Genomic DNA, 16,067 nt, shown 5'->3' with positions numbered 1-16,067 from the left:
GTTATTTGCCTGACCGCCCAGGCAGAAAAATAACCAGCACACCGGCGACAATCAGCAGCACGCCAAGCCCGCCGCGCAGAGAGAAGGGTTCATGCCAGCCGGGCAACCAGATGGCGGCAGCCCACACCAGAATGTAACTCACGCTGAGCAGGGCATAAGCTTTGCTCAGCGGCAAACGGTGCAGCGCAAAATACCAGCACCCCATCGACGCCAGGTAGCCGCACAGCCCGGCAATCAGCGCCAGCGTTCCTTTCTGCGGCTGAAGCAGTACCGATACAAACTCCCACGAAAGGCTCACCGGCGGCAGTGAAATCATCGCGTAACGCAGCAATAACTGCGCGACGCTGACCAGCAGCACGCTTGCCAGCGCCCATACCATGCCCCTCATCGCGTACTCCCCAGCAGCACAATACCGGCAATGATCAACGCAACTCCCACCGCATGACGCGCGGTAACTCGCTCATGCCAGATAAACCGCGCGGCCAGCGTAACCCAGACAAAATTGAGGCTCAGCATCGGATACGCCACGCCGACCGGAATACGCTGGAGCACCAGCAGCCACAGCGCCATACCGGCGCCCAGCGATGCCAGCGCCAGCCCCAGCCACAGACCGAGATGCCTGCCACGATGCCCTGGCGGCGCGGGGCGTGTCGCCTGTTTCTGGCACAATTGCCCTACGCAGCTCAACAGGCTGGCGAGGAGGAGCCAGATCCAGCTTGTCATTGTGGATAGTACTGAATAAAGACCATACGCCCCTGCACATAGACGTTATCAGGTTTCGGGATCGGCAAACGGGTGAAATCATCCGGTTTAGACTGGTGCAATACCAGCGATATCACGCCTTGCTGACGATGTTGTGCCAGCCAGTCAGTAAAACCATCCTCACTGACAAAGCGGCCCTGCCCGTCAGGATACGCCATCCCGTAGGTAAGCTCACCCTCAGTACCGAAGAGAATAATATCTTTGCGCTTCAGCTCCCACGCCAGACCAGCGGCAACCCCGACGTTATCGGCCAGCACATAGCGGCTGGGGGTCAGCGAGTCGTTGACGAAGTTAATTAAAAATTGCGGCTGTTTGGAATCCATCACTTTGTCCGGGATAACAATGCCCACCAGCAGTGCAACCCCCAGCGGACACAGCGCGGCGTACGACCAGCGCTCGTGACTGGCGCGCAACGTAAACAGCCCGACCAGCAACCAGCAGAAAAAGGCAAATGCTGCCAGCGCCGCTTTATAGACTTCGATCGGCATCCATACCGGGTGCTTCAAAAAGCCCCACGGCGACACCACCAGCGCGGCAACCGTACCGATCAAACCAAAAGCAATGTTGATCCAGGCGTTAATGCGCAGCGCCCGGCCATGCTCTTTGGCTACCGCCACCGCATAGCGCGCCATCAGGATCGCCAGGGGTCCGAAACACGGCAGAATATAGGTCGGCAATTTCCCCTTCGCGATGCTGAAGAAAATCAGCGGCATCACCACCCAACCCAGCAGATAGAAAGCTTCGCGCAGCCCCTCTTTACGCGCCAGCCAGCCCGTTTTCAGCGCGCCAGGTAACAGCGCGAGCCACGGCAGCGAACCGGCAACCAGAAACGGAATGTAATACCAGAACGGTGCTTTGTGCTGCGCGTCCTGCTGGGCAAAACGCTGAATATGCTCCACCCAGAAGAAGTAGCGCCAGAAATCCGGCTCGCGGGCAGCAATCGCCAGCCCCCAGGGCAGCACAGTCACAACGCAGCAGATCACCGCCAGCCAGCCCCAGAGCAACACCTCTTTCCAGCGTTTCTGCACAATCACCCACGGCAGAACACCGATCACCGGCACCGCCAGCGCGAGGAACCCTTTGGTCATCACCCCCATGCCGCAGGCAACGCCCAGCAGTACATAACCGCCAAACTTACCGCGCAGCGTGGAAGCCTGCGACGCAAGCCAGAAGCTGAACATCGCCAGCGTCATCCACAGCGTGATCATCGGGTCGAGCACCGCATAAGTGCCAATGCCGTAAACCAAAAACGCCGTCAGGAATATCACGCCGGAGAGCACTGCAATCCGTTTGTCGCGCCACATCTTCCATGCCAGCCCGCCAACCAGCAGCCCCGACAGCGCAATCGAGAAGATGGCACCGAAACGCACCGCGAAGTTATTGTGACCAAACAGCCACTGGCCAATATTGTTGATCCAGTAACCGGCAATTGGTTTTTCGAAATAGCGCAGGCCGAGGAAATGCGGCACTACCCAGTCGCCGCTGTGCAGCATCTCCCGGCTGATTTCCGCATAGCGGGTTTCATCAGGCTGCCAGAGCAAACGATATTCAATGGGAATGAGATAGTAGAGGGCAAATAGCGCGAACAGCGCCAGCGTAAAATAACGGGATTTCATGACCCTGAACTCAACAGTTGTTGGCAACCCAGCCAGCCTTCCCGGCCGACCACTTCTCCGCGCACGACTTTGCCCACCGGCAACGTGGCAACATCATCCGGCAATAGCTGGCTCAACGGGCAAAAGACGATTTGCTCGCGGGTCGCCATTGTCAGTAATTCATCAAATCCATCCGCGCCGATGATCCCTTCCACTTCAGCATGAATGGTATAAACCGGCGTCCCGTTATCACTGTGGATACAGTCGAGAATATAACGATTGTATTCAGCGGCGCTCACCGTGGTGCCGACCACTTCATCCCAGGTCGGCAAGGTCACCGGGATCTGCGGAGCAGCACAGGTGTTGGCCGTCAGTTGCGGGCGAAACGGCTGCGTACCGCGACAATCGCTGTTATAACGGAAGTCGAACGCAGACTTCGCTTTCACTATCCGCTGATCGGCGCGCCAGCCCGCGACGGCCGAACAGGTCACCGAACGACCGATAATCACTTCCAGCGCCAGCAGGCCGCGTTCGATCTCCGCCTCTAAACGCTTTTGATCCCATACGCCGCTCCAGCGCTGCCAGCCGTGGTGATCCCAGGCGTGCAGCCCGACTTCGTGGCCCTGCGCGGCCTGGCGAATAATCTCCGCATTCCCTTCGCCAATTAACCGTCCCGGCCAGGCCGTTCCGGCCAGCAGAATATCCCAGCCGTAGAGCGATGCCGCGCGCGAGCGCAGCATCTTCCACAGAAACTTCGGCTTAAGCAGGCGCCAGATATGGCGCCCCATGTTGTCCGGCCCGACGCTAAAGAAAAAGCTCGCCTGAATATGGTGCTTTTTTAACAGCTCCAGCAGGCGCGGTACGCCATCACGCGTGCCGCGAAAGGTATCGACATCAATGCGTAAGCCGACATATTTCATGCTTATTTCTCATCCGTCAGTTCGACAGTGCGCAGGAAGAAATCCAGCGTCTCGTCAATGGTCTGGCGCATATCGACGGTCGGCTCCCAGTGCAGGCAGCGTTTAGCGTTACGGATGCTCGGTTTGCGGTGCTCGACATCCTGGTAGCCTTTGCCGTAATAGCTGCTGCTTTCCACTTCACGGAAACCGGCAAACGGCGGGAAACGATCGCGCAGCGGGTGTTTCTCAAAGCTCGCCAGCAGCATTTCAGCCAGCTCTTTGATGCTCGCTTCGTTATCCGGGTTACCGATGTTGATGATCTCGCCGTCGCAGCGACCATCTTTGTTTTCGATAATGCGGAACAGCGCTTCAATACCGTCGCTGATATCGGTGAAGCAACGTTTTTGTTTACCGCCTTCGATCAGTTTGATCGGCGAACCTTCCACCAGGTTGAGGATCAGTTGGGTGATGGCGCGGGAGCTACCGATGCGCGCGGCGTTCAGGTTATCCAGGCGCGGCCCCATCCAGTTAAACGGACGGAACAGGGTGAATTTCAGACCGTGCTTGTCGCCATATGCCCAGATCACGCGGTCGAGCAGTTGCTTCGATACCGAGTAAATCCAGCGCTGTTTGTTGATCGGGCCGACCACCAGGTTCGAATTGTCTTCGTCGAAATTCTTGTCGGTACACATGCCGTACACTTCCGACGTCGACGGGAAAATGATGCGTTTATTGTATTTCACGCAGTCACGGATGATTTTCAGGTTCTCTTCGAAATCCAGCTCGAACACGCGCAGCGGATTGCGGGTGTATTCGATCGGCGTGGCGATCGCCACCAGCGGCAGCACCACGTCGCATTTTTTGATGTGATACTCGATCCACTCGGAGTGAATGCTGATATCGCCTTCGACGAAGTGGAAACGCGGGCAATCGAGGAAACGGCTGATCGCATCCGATCCGATATCCAGGCCGTAGATCTCGTAATTATCATCACGCAGCAGACGCTCGGTCAGATGGTTGCCGATAAAGCCGTTCACGCCAAGGATCAGCACGCGGGTACGGCGTTTAACCGCCACCACCGGTTTGCTGGTCAGCAATGCGCCAGCGACCAGTCCCAGCGACTGCGCCAGTTGCGCACCCTGCATATAAACGCCGTTGTCGGCCTGGCCGGTCAAAATTTCCAGCGCGCCTTCACCACAGGCGACAACCAGCGGCGCAACAGACAACACGGTACCTGCGCGGGCCGGGCTGAGATCGGTACGTACGCGGGATTTCCAGACGATAAATTTATGAGTACCGGCAAAGCTGTAAGCGCCCGGCCACGGATCGGAAACGGCACGCACCAGGTTTTGCAGCGTCTGCGCCGGTTTTTCCCAGTCAAGACGGCCATCTTCCGGCGTACGGCGGCCAACATAGCTGGCTTTGCTTTCGTCCTGCGCGGTTTCGCTAAGGCGCTGCGCTTTGATGTCGGGCAGCACGCTGCTCAGCATCGCTTTTGCCGCCTCGGAGAGCTTACGGTGCAGCGAGAGGGCTTCATCATTTTCTTCAATCGCCACGCGCTGCTGCGCGATAATCGCGCCCGCATCGGCCCGCGCGACCATGCGATGCAGGGTAACGCCGGTTTCCTTTTCGCCATTGACCAGCACCCAGTTCAGCGGTGCGCGACCACGGTAAGCCGGCAGCAGAGAGCCATGCAGGTTGAACGCGCCAAAACGCGCAGTGTTGAGGATGTTTTCGCACAGCAAGTTACGGTAGTAGAACGAGAAGATCACATCCGCGTTGAGGTCGCGAATACGGTCCACCCACAGCGGGTGGTTAACATCCTCCGGTGCGTAGACCGGAATGCCGCGCTCAGCGGCAATGCGTGCCACGGAGCCAAAAAAGTGGTTTTCGTTCGCGTTGTCAGGGTGAGTAAAAATCGCCGCAATCTCAAATCCGGCATCCAGTAACGCCTGTGTACCAACACATCCCATATCGTGGTAAGCAAAAACTACGGCTTTCATTGTTTTTTTTCCTCTTGCGAATCATCAGATTCTTGACGGACAACACGTTGAATAAAGTAGCGGGGACGAGCGCGCACATCGTTGTAGATACGGCCGATATACTCCCCAAGCAGCCCCATGCCGATAAACTGCGCGCCGATAAAGGTGAACAGGATGGCGAAGAGCATAAACACCCCTTCCCCCGCCCACTGCGGGCCAAACGCCAGACGCAGCACCACCAGCAGTACCGCCAGCGAGAAGCCCGCCAGGGCAATCACGCTGCCGAAGACGCTCAGCAAGCGCAGCGGCGTGGTGGTCAGGCAGGTCACCAGGTCGTACATCAGATTGATCAGTCGCATGAAGCTGTATTTCGAATCACCGAACTCACGTTCGGCGTGCTGCACCGGGATCTCAACCGCCCGGCGGGCAAAGGTGTTGGCGAGGATTGGGATAAAGGTGCTGCGCTCGTGGCAATGCAACATGGCATCGACAATATGGCGGCGGTAAGCGCGCAGCATGCAGCCATAGTCGCCCATTGCTTTACCGGTGGTGCGCTGGATCAGGCGGTTGATGGTGCGTGACGCCATTTTGCGGAACAGGCTGTCCTGGCGGTGCTGGCGCACGGTGCCGACCACGTCATAACCTTCACTGGCTTTCGCCACCAGACGCGGGATCTCTTCCGGCGGGTTTTGCAGATCGGCATCCAGCGTGATGATCAGATCGCCGGTGACATGGCTGAAACCGGCCATAATCGCCGAGTGCTGGCCGTAATTGCGGTTCAACAATACGGCAACAACACGGCTGCCTGGCTCTTCAGCCGCGGCGGTTAACATCTGCGCGGAGTCGTCGCTGCTGCCGTCATCGACCAGCAGAATTTCGTAATCAATGCCCAGCAGGTTGCAGCTCGCCGTAGTGCGGCGAATCAGTTCCGGCAGGCTCTCTTGCTCGTTGTAAACCGGGATAACCACGGAAACTTTTTCGACAAGGGGTAAGGTAAACATATCAGCGCCCTGCAATGTTTTTGAGCGCATCAATGACGCGGGTTGAGTCGTCATGGGTCATATCCGGGAAAAGCGGCAGGGAACAGATACGTGCGCTGTTCCACTCCGTATTGGGTAAAACAATCGGGAAGCGTTCGCGGTAGTACTTCTGCGTATGTGCCGCGCGAAAATGCAGGCCAGTGCCAATGCCCTGCGCTTTCAGGGTTTCCATCAGTGCGTCGCGGGAGATACCGCAACGTTGTTCATCAACGCGAATAATAAACAGATGCCAGGCGTGCTGATGCGGCCATGACGGCAGCGCCAGCGGCTGGAACGGGGTATCAGCCAGTTCCTGCAAATAGCGTTGAGCAATCTCCTGGCGGCGGGCATTGGCCGCTGGCAACTTGCCAAGCTGTACCAGCGCAATGGCGGCGTTGATATCGGCCAGGTTGTATTTAAAGCCAGGGGAGATCACTTCCGCCTGCGGCGCGCGGCCGTGGGTCTGCCGATCGTAGGCATCCACGCCAAGCCCGTGGAATTTCAGGCTGCGAATACGGTTGGCCAGTTGTTCGTCATCCGTCACTACTAACCCGCCTTCAGCGGAGGTCATGTTTTTAATGGCGTGGAAGGAAAAAATCGCCGTACCGCGCGAACCCACATGCTGACCTTTGTAGTAAGTTCCGGCCGCGTGCGCCGCATCTTCAATCACCGGAATACCGTGCTTCTCGCCAATGGCGCGAATGGCATCAATATCAGCAGGCGCGCCTGCGTAATGGACGGGAATAATGGCTTTGGTTCGTGGAGTAATCGCCCCTTCAACCGCTTCAGGGGTGACCATCAGCGTATCGCGATCGACATCGATCATCACCGGCGTCGCGCCGAGCAGGACGATCATGTTGAGAGTGGAAACCCAGGTCATCGACGGGGTGATCACTTCATCACCCGCACCAATCCCCAGCGCCATCAGCGTGACGTGCATTCCGCCTGTCGCAGAACTCACCGCAATCGCATGATGGTTACCGGTCAGCGTGCAAAAAGCCTCTTCCAGCGCCTGGTTTTTCGGACCTGTCGTGATCCAGCCGGAAGAGAGCACTTGCTGAATGGCTGCGAACTCTTCATCTCCCATTGACGGGCGCGAGAACGGTAAAAAATCACTCATCATTTTTCCTTGGCGTCAAAGACGCATAAACAGACCGCCACAAAGACACTTTGCGGCTAGTGAGTAAAATGGCGGATGAATGTTAAACCACAATATAATGACTGCATTTTTTTATGCATTAATCATCATTCACAGTTGGTCGGTAGATGTTACCAAAGGAATATTAGGACAAGATTAAGAAAGCTGAGAAGTGACAAATTTAACAATTATAAAAAATATTTATTTTACAAAGCGTTAAATTGATGGAATAGAAAATTAAGCTGTGACAATTGTCAAAAAAATGAAACAATTAACGCCTCTGCGTTGTATACAAAGGCGTTTTCTTTGTTATTTAAACGGTACATCAACAAAAGCGGAAAAAATTAATATTGTTATGCAATTAATTATTTCTATCGTTACTGTTTAAATATATTTTCTGAATAAGAAATCAGGACAAATTCTGCGGAAAATTAGCCGGCAATTCGCTGGCAGCGCAGTCAATCACGCTATCGTTATTCGCGCCGCAATCGCGCACAAACGTAATGGTGGCGAATTCGTCGATCACTTCGGTCGGATAAGCCGGGCCTGCCGCGCGGTAAGACTCCATCAGCGGAATGTGATCGTTCTGGAAGCAGACGGTTTTTTCCGGGTTGTTGATCACCCAGCGCGGGAAGAAGATAGTGCCGTGGAACAGGCGGTCGCCGAGGTTCACAATCAGGCTGACATCTGTGCCGGTCGGTTCAGTCCAGGAAATTTTATAAATACTTTCCCCCACGCGAACAATATACGCATGCTGGTTTTTCACCCAGCGGTTCGCCACGATGCCGCTATGAATACGGTAATCAAGGGTTTCGCCGTTTTTCACGTAGATCTCGTAATTCCAGCCATTATCGTAGGTATAAACCAGATGTTTGCCGATAAAACCGCTCAAATCATGTTTATCAAAGGTGCTCATTTTTCATCTCCTCTGTTCGATAAGGTGATCCTACGCTCGTAAAAATCCAATGAATAACGCTATATTTGCATCACATTCATTCAATTTTTAGATGAGTTATGCACAAGACCACGCTGGAACAATGGACGCTGCTGCAAAAAGTGGTGGAGCTGGGCAGCTTTGCCAAAGCCGCCGACGAAACGCACCGCAGCCAGTCATCCGTGAGCTACAACCTGGCGCTATTGCAGGAGAGGCTGGGCGTTGCCTTGCTGGTCCAGGAAGGGCGTCGCGCGGTGCTGACACCCGCGGGCGAATTGCTGCTCAACCAGGTGAAACCGCTGCTCAAAGCCTTCGACTGGGTCGAAACCCGCGCGGCAACGCTGCGTAACGGCATGCGCACCCGGCTGGATCTGGTAGTGGATAACATCTTTCCCCGCGCGCGCCTGTTCGCCATCCTGCGCCAGTTCCAGCAGCGCTATCCGCAAACCCAGGTGCGCTTGACCGAGGTGCTGGAAAACGCCTCTAACGAGCTGCCGGTGTATGCGCAGGCGGATGTGATGGTGCTGACTCGCCGCCAGGACACCACCGGGCGCGGCGAATGGCTGATGAATATCGATTTTGTCGCCGTCGCGCACCGCGATCACCCGCTGGGCGCGGCGCAACAGGTGAGCGAAGAGATGCTGGCCGAGTGGCCGTTAATCCGCATTGCCGAGAGCGATGCCCGGCAAAACCAGAGCGCGCAGGAGTCATGGACTTTTTCCACCATCGATGCGGCGATAGAAGCGGTGCAGTACCAGGTCGGCTATGGCTGGCTGCCGGAAGAGCGCATTCAGCCCTTGCTGACAAACGGCGTGCTGAAAGTTCTGCCGCTCAGCCACGGCGCGCGACGCGCCACGCCGCTGCATCTGATCGTAAAAAAAGATCTCGCGCCGCTGGATGAACAAGTTGAGATGCTGTTACAGCTATTTAAGGCATAGCACCTGCACGCACATTATTCGCCACCGGGCGAAATCTGACCACAATCAGCGCGGTCTGCGCGCTCAACGCCGCCAGCCATCTTATGCGCCGCGCGCCGGGAGATAAATCCTTGTGATTCACATGGTTTTTGATCCAGGACAGGCCATAAGTATGATGAATAAATAAAATCGTCATACCTTCTCGCTACCGACTTTCGTCAGGGAATTCAACGTGTCCTTCTTTCGCCACGCCTCCGCGCTGCTGTTATGCGCCTCTTTTGCCGCCTGGGCGGCGCTACCCACATTGACCACCGCCTGGCCGGTGAATGTCGGCCCGCTCAACCCGCACCTTTATACGCCGAACCAGATGTTCGCCCAGAGCATGGTGTATGAACCGCTGGTCAAATATCAGGCTGACGGCAGCGTAAAACCCTGGCTGGCCACTCACTGGACGCACTCGGAGGATGGCAAAACCTGGGTGTTTACCCTGCGCGACGGCGTGCTGTTCTCCAACGGCGAGCCGTTTAACGCCCAGGCCGCCGCAGAGAACTTCCGCGCGGTACTGGAGAACCGCCAGCGCCATGCCTGGCTGGAGCTGGTAAACCAGATAACTGACGTCAAAGCCCTGAGCCCCAGCCAGTTACAAATCACCCTGAAAAGCGCCTACTATCCGTTTTTGCAAGAACTCTCCCTGCCCCGCCCGTTTCGCTTTATCGCCCCGTCGCAGTTTAAAAACCAGCAAACCATGAACGGCATTATCGCGCCGATCGGCACCGGACCGTGGGTGTTGCAGGAATCCCGGCTCAATCAATACGACGTCATGGTGCGTAACGAACGTTACTGGGGCGAAAAACCGGCCATCGGCAAAGTTGTTATCAAAGTGATCCCCGATGCCACCAGCCGCGCGGTGGCGTTCGAAACCGGTGACATCGACCTGCTTTACGGCAACGAAGGGCTGCTGACACTGGATACCTTTGCCCGCTTCAGCCATAACCCGGCCTGGCGCACGCAGCTTTCTGCACCGGTAGAAACGGTGATGCTGGCACTTAACTCCACGCGTGCGCCCACCAGCGAGCAGGCGGTACGTGAAGCGCTGAACTACGCGGTGGATAAAAAAACGCTGATTGATGGCGCGCTCTACGGCACGCAGCAGGTTGCCGATACGCTATTTGCGCCAACGGTGCCTTACGCCAGTGTTGGGCTACAACCCCGCAGCTACTCGCCGAATCGGGCGCGGGCATTGCTGGAAAACGCTGGCTGGACGCTGCCCGCCGGGAAAACCATCCGTGAAAAAGCCGGTCAGCCGCTGCATATCGAACTGGCGTTTATCGGCACCGACGCGCTGAGCAAATCGATGGCGGAGATAATCCAGGCCAACCTGCGCCAGGTGGGCGTCGAGGTGGCGCTGGTGGGGGAAGAGGAGAGCAGCATTTACGCCCGTCAGCGCGATGGCCGTTTCGGTATGATTTTCAACCGAAGCTGGGGCGCGCCGTACGATCCGCACGCCTTTATGAGTTCCATGCGTGTACCGTCCCATGCTGATTACCAGGCGCAACGCGGCCTGGCGGATAAAGCAATCATCGATCGCGAGATCGGCGAAGTGCTGACCACCCGCGATGAGCACGCTCGTCAGGCGTTGTACCGCGATATTCTCACTCGTCTGCACAACGACGCGGTTTATCTGCCGATCAGCTATGTATCAACGATGGTGGTAGCAAAACCAGAACTGGGTGTGATTCCGTTCGCGCCGATTGCTTCTGAGATCCCCTTCGATCAGATTGCACCGGAGGCGGCGCAATGAGCCGCTATTTACTCCGTCGTCTGCTTATCCTGATCCCGATGATCCTCGCCGCATCAGTGGTAATTTTCCTGCTGCTGCGCCTCGGCACGGGCGATCCGGCAATGGACTATTTACGCCTTTCCAGCCTGCCGCCAACGCCGGAGATGATTGCTGCCACGCGAGCGCAGCTTGGCCTCGACCAACCGCTGGCCGCGCAATATCTCCACTGGCTGTGGCGCGCGCTGCACCTCGACTTCGGTATCTCCTACGCCACCCAGCGCCCGGTGCTGGATGACGTGCTGCACTTTCTGCCCGCCACATTACTACTGGCGGGTGCAGCGCTGGCGCTGATTTTGCTCATCTCGGTGCCGCTTGGAATCTGGGCTGCTCGCCACCGCGACGGTCTGCCGGACTTTATCGTGCGCGCAATTGCCTTTCTCGGCGTGTCGATGCCCAACTTCTGGCTCGCTTTTTTACTGGTGATGTTCTTCTCGGTACACCTGCAATGGCTGCCTGCGCTGGGTTACGGCGGCTGGCAGCACCTGATTTTGCCTGCGGTGTCGATTGCGCTGATGTCGCTTTCGATCAACGCCCGTCTGCTGCGCGCCAGCATGCTGGAAGCGGCGGGCCAGCGCCATGTCACCTGGGCGCGGCTGCGTGGCTTAAACGAAAAGCAGACCGAGCGCGGGCATATCTTGCGTAACGCCGGTTTGCCGGTGATCACCGCGCTGGGCATGCATATTGGCGAGCTGATTGGCGGCACGATGATCATCGAAAACATCTTCGCCTGGCCCGGTATTGGCCGCTATGCGGTGTCGGCCATTTTTAACCGCGACTACCCGGTGATCCAGTGCTTTACGCTGGTGATGGTGGTGGTGTTTGTTCTGTGCAACCTGGTGGTGGATCTGCTGAGCGCAGCGCTGGATCCCCGCATTCGCCATCATGAAGGAGCGCACTGATGCACTTTTTTCTTACCGCGCGCTGGCCGGTACGTGGAGCGATGCTGATCCTGCTCCTGCTGCTGGTGATTGCGCTGACCTGTCAGTGGTGGGTGCCGTTCGATCCGCAGGCGGTTGATCTGCCTTCGCGCCTGCTGCCGCCCGACAGCCAGCATTGGCTCGGCACTGACCACCTCGGGCGCGATATTTTCTCCCGGCTGCTGGCCGCCACTCGCGTATCGCTCGGCGCGGTGATGATTTGCCTGCTGCTGGTGCTGGCGCTGGGGCTTGCGGCGGGCGGCTGTGCCGGATTGCTGGGCGGGCGCGTCGATCAGGCGATTATGCGCGTGGCGGATATTTTCATGACCTTTCCCACATCGATCCTGTCGTTTTTTATGGTCGGCGTGCTCGGCACCGGGCTGACCAATGTGATTATCGCCATCGCCCTTTCCCACTGGGCATGGTACGCGCGCATGGTACGCAGCCTGGCGATCTCCCTGCGCAGCCGGGAGTATGTACTGGCGGCGCGCTTAAGCGGTGCAGGCTACTTGCCGCTGTTTCGCGACCATCTTGCGGGCGCGGTAGTCCCCTCGTTACTGGTGCTGGCGACGCTGGATATCGGTCATATGATGCTGCATGTGGCAGGCATGTCATTTCTTGGGCTTGGCGTGACCGCGCCCACGCCGGAATGGGGCGTGATGATCAACGATGCGCGGCAGTTTATCTGGACGCAGCCCCTGCAAATGCTGTGGCCGGGGCTGGCGCTGTTTATCAGCGTGATGGCGTTTAACCTGCTGGGCGACGCCCTGCGCGACCACCTCGATCCTCATCTGGTTACGGAGCACGCACACTGATGCCTGGACAACTGTCTCTGGAGAGTCTCACCCTGCATGCCGAAAGGCCGCTGGTACAGGAGGTTTCGCTGACGCTGCGACGCGGGCGCGTACTGGCGCTGGTTGGCGGCAGCGGCAGCGGTAAATCACTGACCTGCGCGGCAGCGCTCGGCGTGTTACCTGCCGGTGTGCGGCAGGTAAGCGGCCAGTTGCGGCTGGATGCACAGCCCGTCATCCCGCAGGCCTTGCGTGGCATCACCGTCGCCACGGTGATGCAAAACCCGCGAAGCGCCTTTAACCCACTGCGCACGATGGCCGCGCATGCGCGGGAAACTTGCCATGCGCTTGGCAAACCCGCCGATGACGCGACATTCATTGCCGCGCTGCGCAGCGTCGGGCTTGAATCACCGCAGCGCGTGCTGGCCTGTTATCCCTTTGAGATGAGTGGCGGCATGTTACAACGCATGATGATTGCCATGGCGCTGCTCAGCGATGCGCCGTTTATCATCGCCGACGAACCCACCACCGATCTTGATGCCGTAGCGCAGGCGCACATCCTCGATCTGCTTGATGAAATCGTACAACAGCGCCAGCCCGGTATGCTGCTGGTGACGCACGATATGGGCGTGGTTGCCCGTCTGGCCGATGACGTAGCGGTGATGGATAACGGGCGAATTATCGAACACGGCCCGGTGACAGCGCTGTTTACGGCGCCGCAGCATCCTGTCACCCGGCAGTTAGTGGCGGCGCATCTGGCACTGTATGGCATGGAGCTGACGCAATGAATATTCTTGAGGTTAATGGGTTATCCCATCGCTACCAGCAACAGCCAGTGTTGCAACAGCTCTCCCTGCAACTTAAGCGCGGCGAAACCGTGGCGCTGCTCGGGCGCAGCGGTTGCGGTAAAAGTACGCTGGCACGGCTGCTGGTCGGGCTGGAAGCGCCGCACGCAGGCGAAATTTTCTGGCAGGGCGCGCCGCTTTCCCGGCTGAATGCCCGTACACGTAAAGCGTTTCGCCGCGATATTCAGATGGTGTTTCAGGATCCGCTCAGCGCGGTGAATCCGCGTCAGACGGTACGCGAGATCCTGCGCGAGCCACTGCGCCATTTGCTGGCGCTTAACAGCGCGGAGCAGCAGGCGCGTATCGCGCAGTTACTGCAAGATGTCGAGCTGGACGAAGCGTTGCAGCATAAGCGCCCGCCGCAGCTTAGCGGCGGCCAGCTTCAGCGCGTCTGCCTGGCGCGGGCGCTGGCGGTAGAGCCGGGGTTATTGATCCTCGACGAAGCGGTCTCCAGCCTTGATGGCGTGCTGCAAGCCGGGATGATTAATCTGCTGAAGCGCCTGCAACAGCGTACTGGCCAGGCGTGCCTGTTTATCACCCACGACCTGCGGCTGGTTGAGCGTTTTTGCCAGCGGGTGATGGTGATGGAAAACGGCAGTATTGTTGAAACCGTGGAGGTCGCCGCGCCGCTGCGCTTTACCTCCACCGCAGGCCAGGCATTACAACAGGCGGTACTACCCGCCTTCCCTTCACCACGACAAAGAAGAGCGCCATGCAACGCGTAACCATTACCCTTGACGATGATCTGCTGGAAACGCTGGATAACCTGAGCGAGCAGCGCGGCTACAACAACCGCTCGGAGGCGCTGCGCGATATTCTGCGCAGCGCGCTGACGCAGGAATCGACACAGAACAGCGAGCAGCAGGGCTATGCCGTACTCTCCTACGTTTACGAGCATGAAAAGCGCGATCTGGCGAGCCGCCTTGTCGCCACACAGCATCACCATCACGAGCTTTCTGTCGCCACGTTGCATGTGCATATCAGTCACGACGACTGTCTGGAGATCGCCGTGCTGAAAGGCAAAATGGGCGATGTGCAGCATTTCGCCGACGATGTGATTGCCCAGCGCGGCGTGCGCCACGGCCATTTGCAGTGCCTGACAGAAGAATAATTACACGGCGTAGCGCGGAGTGAAAAACTGCTCCGTCTGGCGCAGCGCGCGCTCAATACGTGCCGGATCGAGGGAAAACGGCAGGTGATCGGCCGCCGCCTTCGGGAAACTGATACTGCGCGCCACCGCCTGAATCACCGCCAGGCGGATCTCCTTTAACGGCGCCAGCGTCAGCGGCGCATCGTACTGGCGCAGCAGCGCCAGCAGTGTGGCATCCGGCGTGTCGCTGTCATTCTCCAGAAACGACTGTACCAGCAGGCTGTAGCCAACGCGTTCGCCGTGCAGCCAGTCGCGCAGCGCCGGTTCATAGGTCAGACGGTTATGAATCGCGTGCGCCACGCCGGGCGTGGGGATTTCACCACGAATACTGTTGGCCATACCGGCAACGGCAATATTGGCGTCAATAACGCTGATAAGCGCATCGCTGACCCGCTGCGCCTGATTATCCCGCAACGCCTGCTGACCGTGTTTTTCATAAATATCCACCGCCAACCGCGCAGTCTGTACTTTTAATTGCAGCGATAAGTTATCCGGCGCGTGTTGTAAATAGGGGCGGAATTCATACCATTTCGCTAGCGCATCAACGATGCCCGCTTTTAAATAACGCACATCGCTTTGCGCAATAATTTCACTGTCTACCAGCACCAGCCGCGGCAATGTTTTTAATGGCTGGCTGCGTATCTGCCCACCCTCTTCGGTGTAAAACACCGACAGCGGCGACCAGGCCGCGCAGGTTGATGCCACAGTCGGAATGGTGATCGATGCGCCGCCGTCAAGGGCATCCGCCACCGCTTTGGCGGTATCCAGCACGCGCCCGCCGCCAACGCCAACGATATACTGCACGCCCAGTTTGTGCGCCCGTTTAACGTAGTGCGCCACGCGTTCATCGGTACAGTAACCGGTCATGATCTCCGTCTGCCATGCGATGCCGCTGTTGCGCAAACTGTTTTCCAGCGCCGGATTCACCCGCGCCCAGGCCTGCGCGCTGGTAATAATTAAAATATTTTGCGTCAGCGGCGCAATATATTCCCCTGCATCATGACGAATACCTGCGTGATGAAACCAGGTGTGCGGCGTTTTTATTGCAAGCATGAGATTGTCCATATTGAGAGGGATTAACAGCCGTTATTCCCTCATGCTACAAAAATAAAAATAAAAAACAATCTTTGCCATTTCCTGTATTTTCATATCGATAGAACAATATTAGCTATAGCGACAAATACCTTGCCGCCGATATATTCATCCGTGAAGATGCTGAGCAGAAAATAAATTTAACCATGCTTCTTTTTCATTTTTCACCGACAGGTAACAGCGTCT

General features: G+C 57.4%; 17 protein-coding genes. 7 read left to right on the top strand and 10 right to left on the bottom strand.

The annotated features are described in order from the left end of the window. Position 1: 1 nt before the first annotated feature. The 8 genes from arnF to CWM66_RS14445 form a co-directional block, all read right to left on the bottom strand. On the bottom strand, positions 2 to 388 hold the full coding sequence (gene arnF / locus CWM66_RS14480) for a 4-amino-4-deoxy-L-arabinose-phosphoundecaprenol flippase subunit ArnF (RefSeq protein WP_107146825.1): 387 nt from the start codon (positions 386 to 388) through the stop codon (positions 2 to 4). Next, positions 385 to 723, bottom strand: coding sequence for a 4-amino-4-deoxy-L-arabinose-phosphoundecaprenol flippase subunit ArnE (gene arnE, locus CWM66_RS14475; protein ID WP_007369659.1), 339 nt, complete (start codon positions 721 to 723; stop codon positions 385 to 387). The genes arnF and arnE overlap by 4 nt, the downstream gene beginning before the upstream one ends. Beyond that, complete coding sequence (arnT, locus tag CWM66_RS14470) at positions 720 to 2,378, bottom strand: lipid IV(A) 4-amino-4-deoxy-L-arabinosyltransferase (RefSeq protein ID WP_107146824.1); 1,659 nt, start codon at positions 2,376 to 2,378, stop codon at positions 720 to 722. The genes arnE and arnT overlap by 4 nt, the downstream gene beginning before the upstream one ends. Beyond that, entirely contained in the window at positions 2,375 to 3,277 is a 903-nt protein-coding gene (gene arnD, locus CWM66_RS14465) for a 4-deoxy-4-formamido-L-arabinose-phosphoundecaprenol deformylase (protein WP_071921650.1), read from the bottom strand. Before arnD ends, arnT begins: the two co-directional genes overlap by 4 nt. Before the next feature lie 2 nt (positions 3,278 to 3,279). Further along, the gene (gene arnA, locus CWM66_RS14460) at positions 3,280 to 5,259 is read right to left on the bottom strand and encodes a bifunctional UDP-4-amino-4-deoxy-L-arabinose formyltransferase/UDP-glucuronic acid oxidase ArnA (RefSeq protein ID WP_107146823.1); all 1,980 of its coding nucleotides are present in this window, start codon (positions 5,257 to 5,259) and stop codon (positions 3,280 to 3,282) included. Next, on the bottom strand, positions 5,256 to 6,239 hold the full coding sequence (arnC, locus tag CWM66_RS14455; protein ID WP_072439545.1) for an undecaprenyl-phosphate 4-deoxy-4-formamido-L-arabinose transferase: 984 nt from the start codon (positions 6,237 to 6,239) through the stop codon (positions 5,256 to 5,258). The genes arnA and arnC overlap by 4 nt, the downstream gene beginning before the upstream one ends. A gap of 1 nt (position 6,240) precedes the next feature. After that, positions 6,241 to 7,377, bottom strand: a complete 1,137-nt coding sequence (gene arnB / locus CWM66_RS14450; RefSeq protein ID WP_072439543.1) for a UDP-4-amino-4-deoxy-L-arabinose aminotransferase — start codon at positions 7,375 to 7,377, stop codon at positions 6,241 to 6,243. Positions 7,378 to 7,804: 427 nt separating this feature from the next. Beyond that, positions 7,805 to 8,311 (bottom strand): phenolic acid decarboxylase, encoded by a 507-nt coding sequence (locus tag CWM66_RS14445; protein WP_007369652.1) that lies wholly within the window; start codon positions 8,309 to 8,311, stop codon positions 7,805 to 7,807. Positions 8,312 to 8,409: 98 nt separating this feature from the next. Here CWM66_RS14445 and CWM66_RS14440 point away from each other — a divergent pair, with 98 nt between their 5' ends. After that, positions 8,410 to 9,267: a LysR family transcriptional regulator gene (locus tag CWM66_RS14440; protein ID WP_007369651.1), complete on the top strand. Its 858-nt coding sequence runs from the start codon at positions 8,410 to 8,412 to the stop codon at positions 9,265 to 9,267. Here CWM66_RS14440 and CWM66_RS14435 read toward each other — a convergent pair. Continuing rightward, complete coding sequence (locus CWM66_RS14435) at positions 9,257 to 9,442, bottom strand: hypothetical protein (RefSeq protein ID WP_007369650.1); 186 nt, start codon at positions 9,440 to 9,442, stop codon at positions 9,257 to 9,259. The two genes, CWM66_RS14440 and CWM66_RS14435, sit on opposite strands and share 11 nt — an antisense overlap. Positions 9,443 to 9,478: 36 nt before the next feature. On the opposite strand from CWM66_RS14435, the gene nikA reads away from it, so the two are divergent. The 6 genes from nikA to nikR are packed head-to-tail and all read left to right on the top strand — an operon-like array spanning position 9,479 to position 14,750. Continuing rightward, positions 9,479 to 11,047, top strand: coding sequence for a nickel ABC transporter substrate-binding protein (nikA, locus tag CWM66_RS14430; RefSeq protein ID WP_071921652.1), 1,569 nt, complete (start codon positions 9,479 to 9,481; stop codon positions 11,045 to 11,047). Further along, positions 11,044 to 11,985 (top strand): nickel ABC transporter permease subunit NikB, encoded by a 942-nt coding sequence (gene nikB, locus CWM66_RS14425; RefSeq protein ID WP_007369648.1) that lies wholly within the window; start codon positions 11,044 to 11,046, stop codon positions 11,983 to 11,985. The genes nikA and nikB overlap by 4 nt, the downstream gene beginning before the upstream one ends. After that, positions 11,985 to 12,818: a nickel ABC transporter permease subunit NikC gene (nikC, locus tag CWM66_RS14420; RefSeq protein ID WP_007369647.1), complete on the top strand. Its 834-nt coding sequence runs from the start codon at positions 11,985 to 11,987 to the stop codon at positions 12,816 to 12,818. The genes nikB and nikC overlap by 1 nt, the downstream gene beginning before the upstream one ends. Continuing rightward, positions 12,818 to 13,582 carry a nickel import ATP-binding protein NikD gene (gene nikD, locus CWM66_RS14415; RefSeq protein WP_107146822.1) on the top strand — a complete coding sequence of 255 codons (765 nt, stop codon included), beginning with the start codon at positions 12,818 to 12,820 and terminating at the stop codon, positions 13,580 to 13,582. The genes nikC and nikD overlap by 1 nt, the downstream gene beginning before the upstream one ends. Continuing rightward, positions 13,579 to 14,364 (top strand): nickel import ATP-binding protein NikE, encoded by a 786-nt coding sequence (nikE, locus tag CWM66_RS14410; RefSeq protein ID WP_107146821.1) that lies wholly within the window; start codon positions 13,579 to 13,581, stop codon positions 14,362 to 14,364. The genes nikD and nikE overlap by 4 nt, the downstream gene beginning before the upstream one ends. Then, positions 14,352 to 14,750 (top strand): nickel-responsive transcriptional regulator NikR, encoded by a 399-nt coding sequence (gene nikR / locus CWM66_RS14405; protein WP_007369644.1) that lies wholly within the window; start codon positions 14,352 to 14,354, stop codon positions 14,748 to 14,750. The genes nikE and nikR overlap by 13 nt, the downstream gene beginning before the upstream one ends. Here the strand turns inward: nikR and CWM66_RS14400 are convergent, their stop codons facing one another. Then, complete coding sequence (locus CWM66_RS14400) at positions 14,751 to 15,842, bottom strand: iron-containing alcohol dehydrogenase family protein (protein WP_071921906.1); 1,092 nt, start codon at positions 15,840 to 15,842, stop codon at positions 14,751 to 14,753. Positions 15,843 to 16,067: the final 225 nt, after the last annotated feature.

It is taken from the genome of Kosakonia sp. H7A (assembly GCF_003028445.1).
Lineage (GTDB): Bacteria > Pseudomonadota > Gammaproteobacteria > Enterobacterales > Enterobacteriaceae > Kosakonia > Kosakonia radicincitans.
Note: the sequence above shows the minus strand (reverse complement) of the source record. Positions and strands in the feature narration are given on the sequence as shown.

What these genes read in the sequence shown, in the direction of transcription:
- arnF (WP_107146825.1), bottom strand. Translation starts at nt 388, where the DNA reads ATGAGGGGCATGGTATGGGCGCTGGCAAGCGTGCTGCTGGTCAGCGTC.
- arnE (WP_007369659.1), bottom strand. Translation starts at nt 723, where the DNA reads ATGACAAGCTGGATCTGGCTCCTCCTCGCCAGCCTGTTGAGCTGCGTA.
- arnT (WP_107146824.1), bottom strand. Translation starts at nt 2,378, where the DNA reads ATGAAATCCCGTTATTTTACGCTGGCGCTGTTCGCGCTATTTGCCCTC.
- arnD (WP_071921650.1), bottom strand. Translation starts at nt 3,277, where the DNA reads ATGAAATATGTCGGCTTACGCATTGATGTCGATACCTTTCGCGGCACG.
- arnA (WP_107146823.1), bottom strand. Translation starts at nt 5,259, where the DNA reads ATGAAAGCCGTAGTTTTTGCTTACCACGATATGGGATGTGTTGGTACA.
- arnC (WP_072439545.1), bottom strand. Translation starts at nt 6,239, where the DNA reads ATGTTTACCTTACCCCTTGTCGAAAAAGTTTCCGTGGTTATCCCGGTT.
- arnB (WP_072439543.1), bottom strand. Translation starts at nt 7,377, where the DNA reads ATGAGTGATTTTTTACCGTTCTCGCGCCCGTCAATGGGAGATGAAGAG.
- CWM66_RS14445 (WP_007369652.1), bottom strand. Translation starts at nt 8,311, where the DNA reads ATGAGCACCTTTGATAAACATGATTTGAGCGGTTTTATCGGCAAACAT.
- CWM66_RS14440 (WP_007369651.1), top strand. Translation starts at nt 8,410, where the DNA reads ATGCACAAGACCACGCTGGAACAATGGACGCTGCTGCAAAAAGTGGTG.
- CWM66_RS14435 (WP_007369650.1), bottom strand. Translation starts at nt 9,442, where the DNA reads ATGACGATTTTATTTATTCATCATACTTATGGCCTGTCCTGGATCAAA.
- nikB (WP_007369648.1), top strand. Translation starts at nt 11,044, where the DNA reads ATGAGCCGCTATTTACTCCGTCGTCTGCTTATCCTGATCCCGATGATC.
- nikC (WP_007369647.1), top strand. Translation starts at nt 11,985, where the DNA reads ATGCACTTTTTTCTTACCGCGCGCTGGCCGGTACGTGGAGCGATGCTG.
- nikD (WP_107146822.1), top strand. Translation starts at nt 12,818, where the DNA reads ATGCCTGGACAACTGTCTCTGGAGAGTCTCACCCTGCATGCCGAAAGG.
- nikE (WP_107146821.1), top strand. Translation starts at nt 13,579, where the DNA reads ATGAATATTCTTGAGGTTAATGGGTTATCCCATCGCTACCAGCAACAG.
- nikR (WP_007369644.1), top strand. Translation starts at nt 14,352, where the DNA reads ATGCAACGCGTAACCATTACCCTTGACGATGATCTGCTGGAAACGCTG.
- CWM66_RS14400 (WP_071921906.1), bottom strand. Translation starts at nt 15,842, where the DNA reads ATGCTTGCAATAAAAACGCCGCACACCTGGTTTCATCACGCAGGTATT.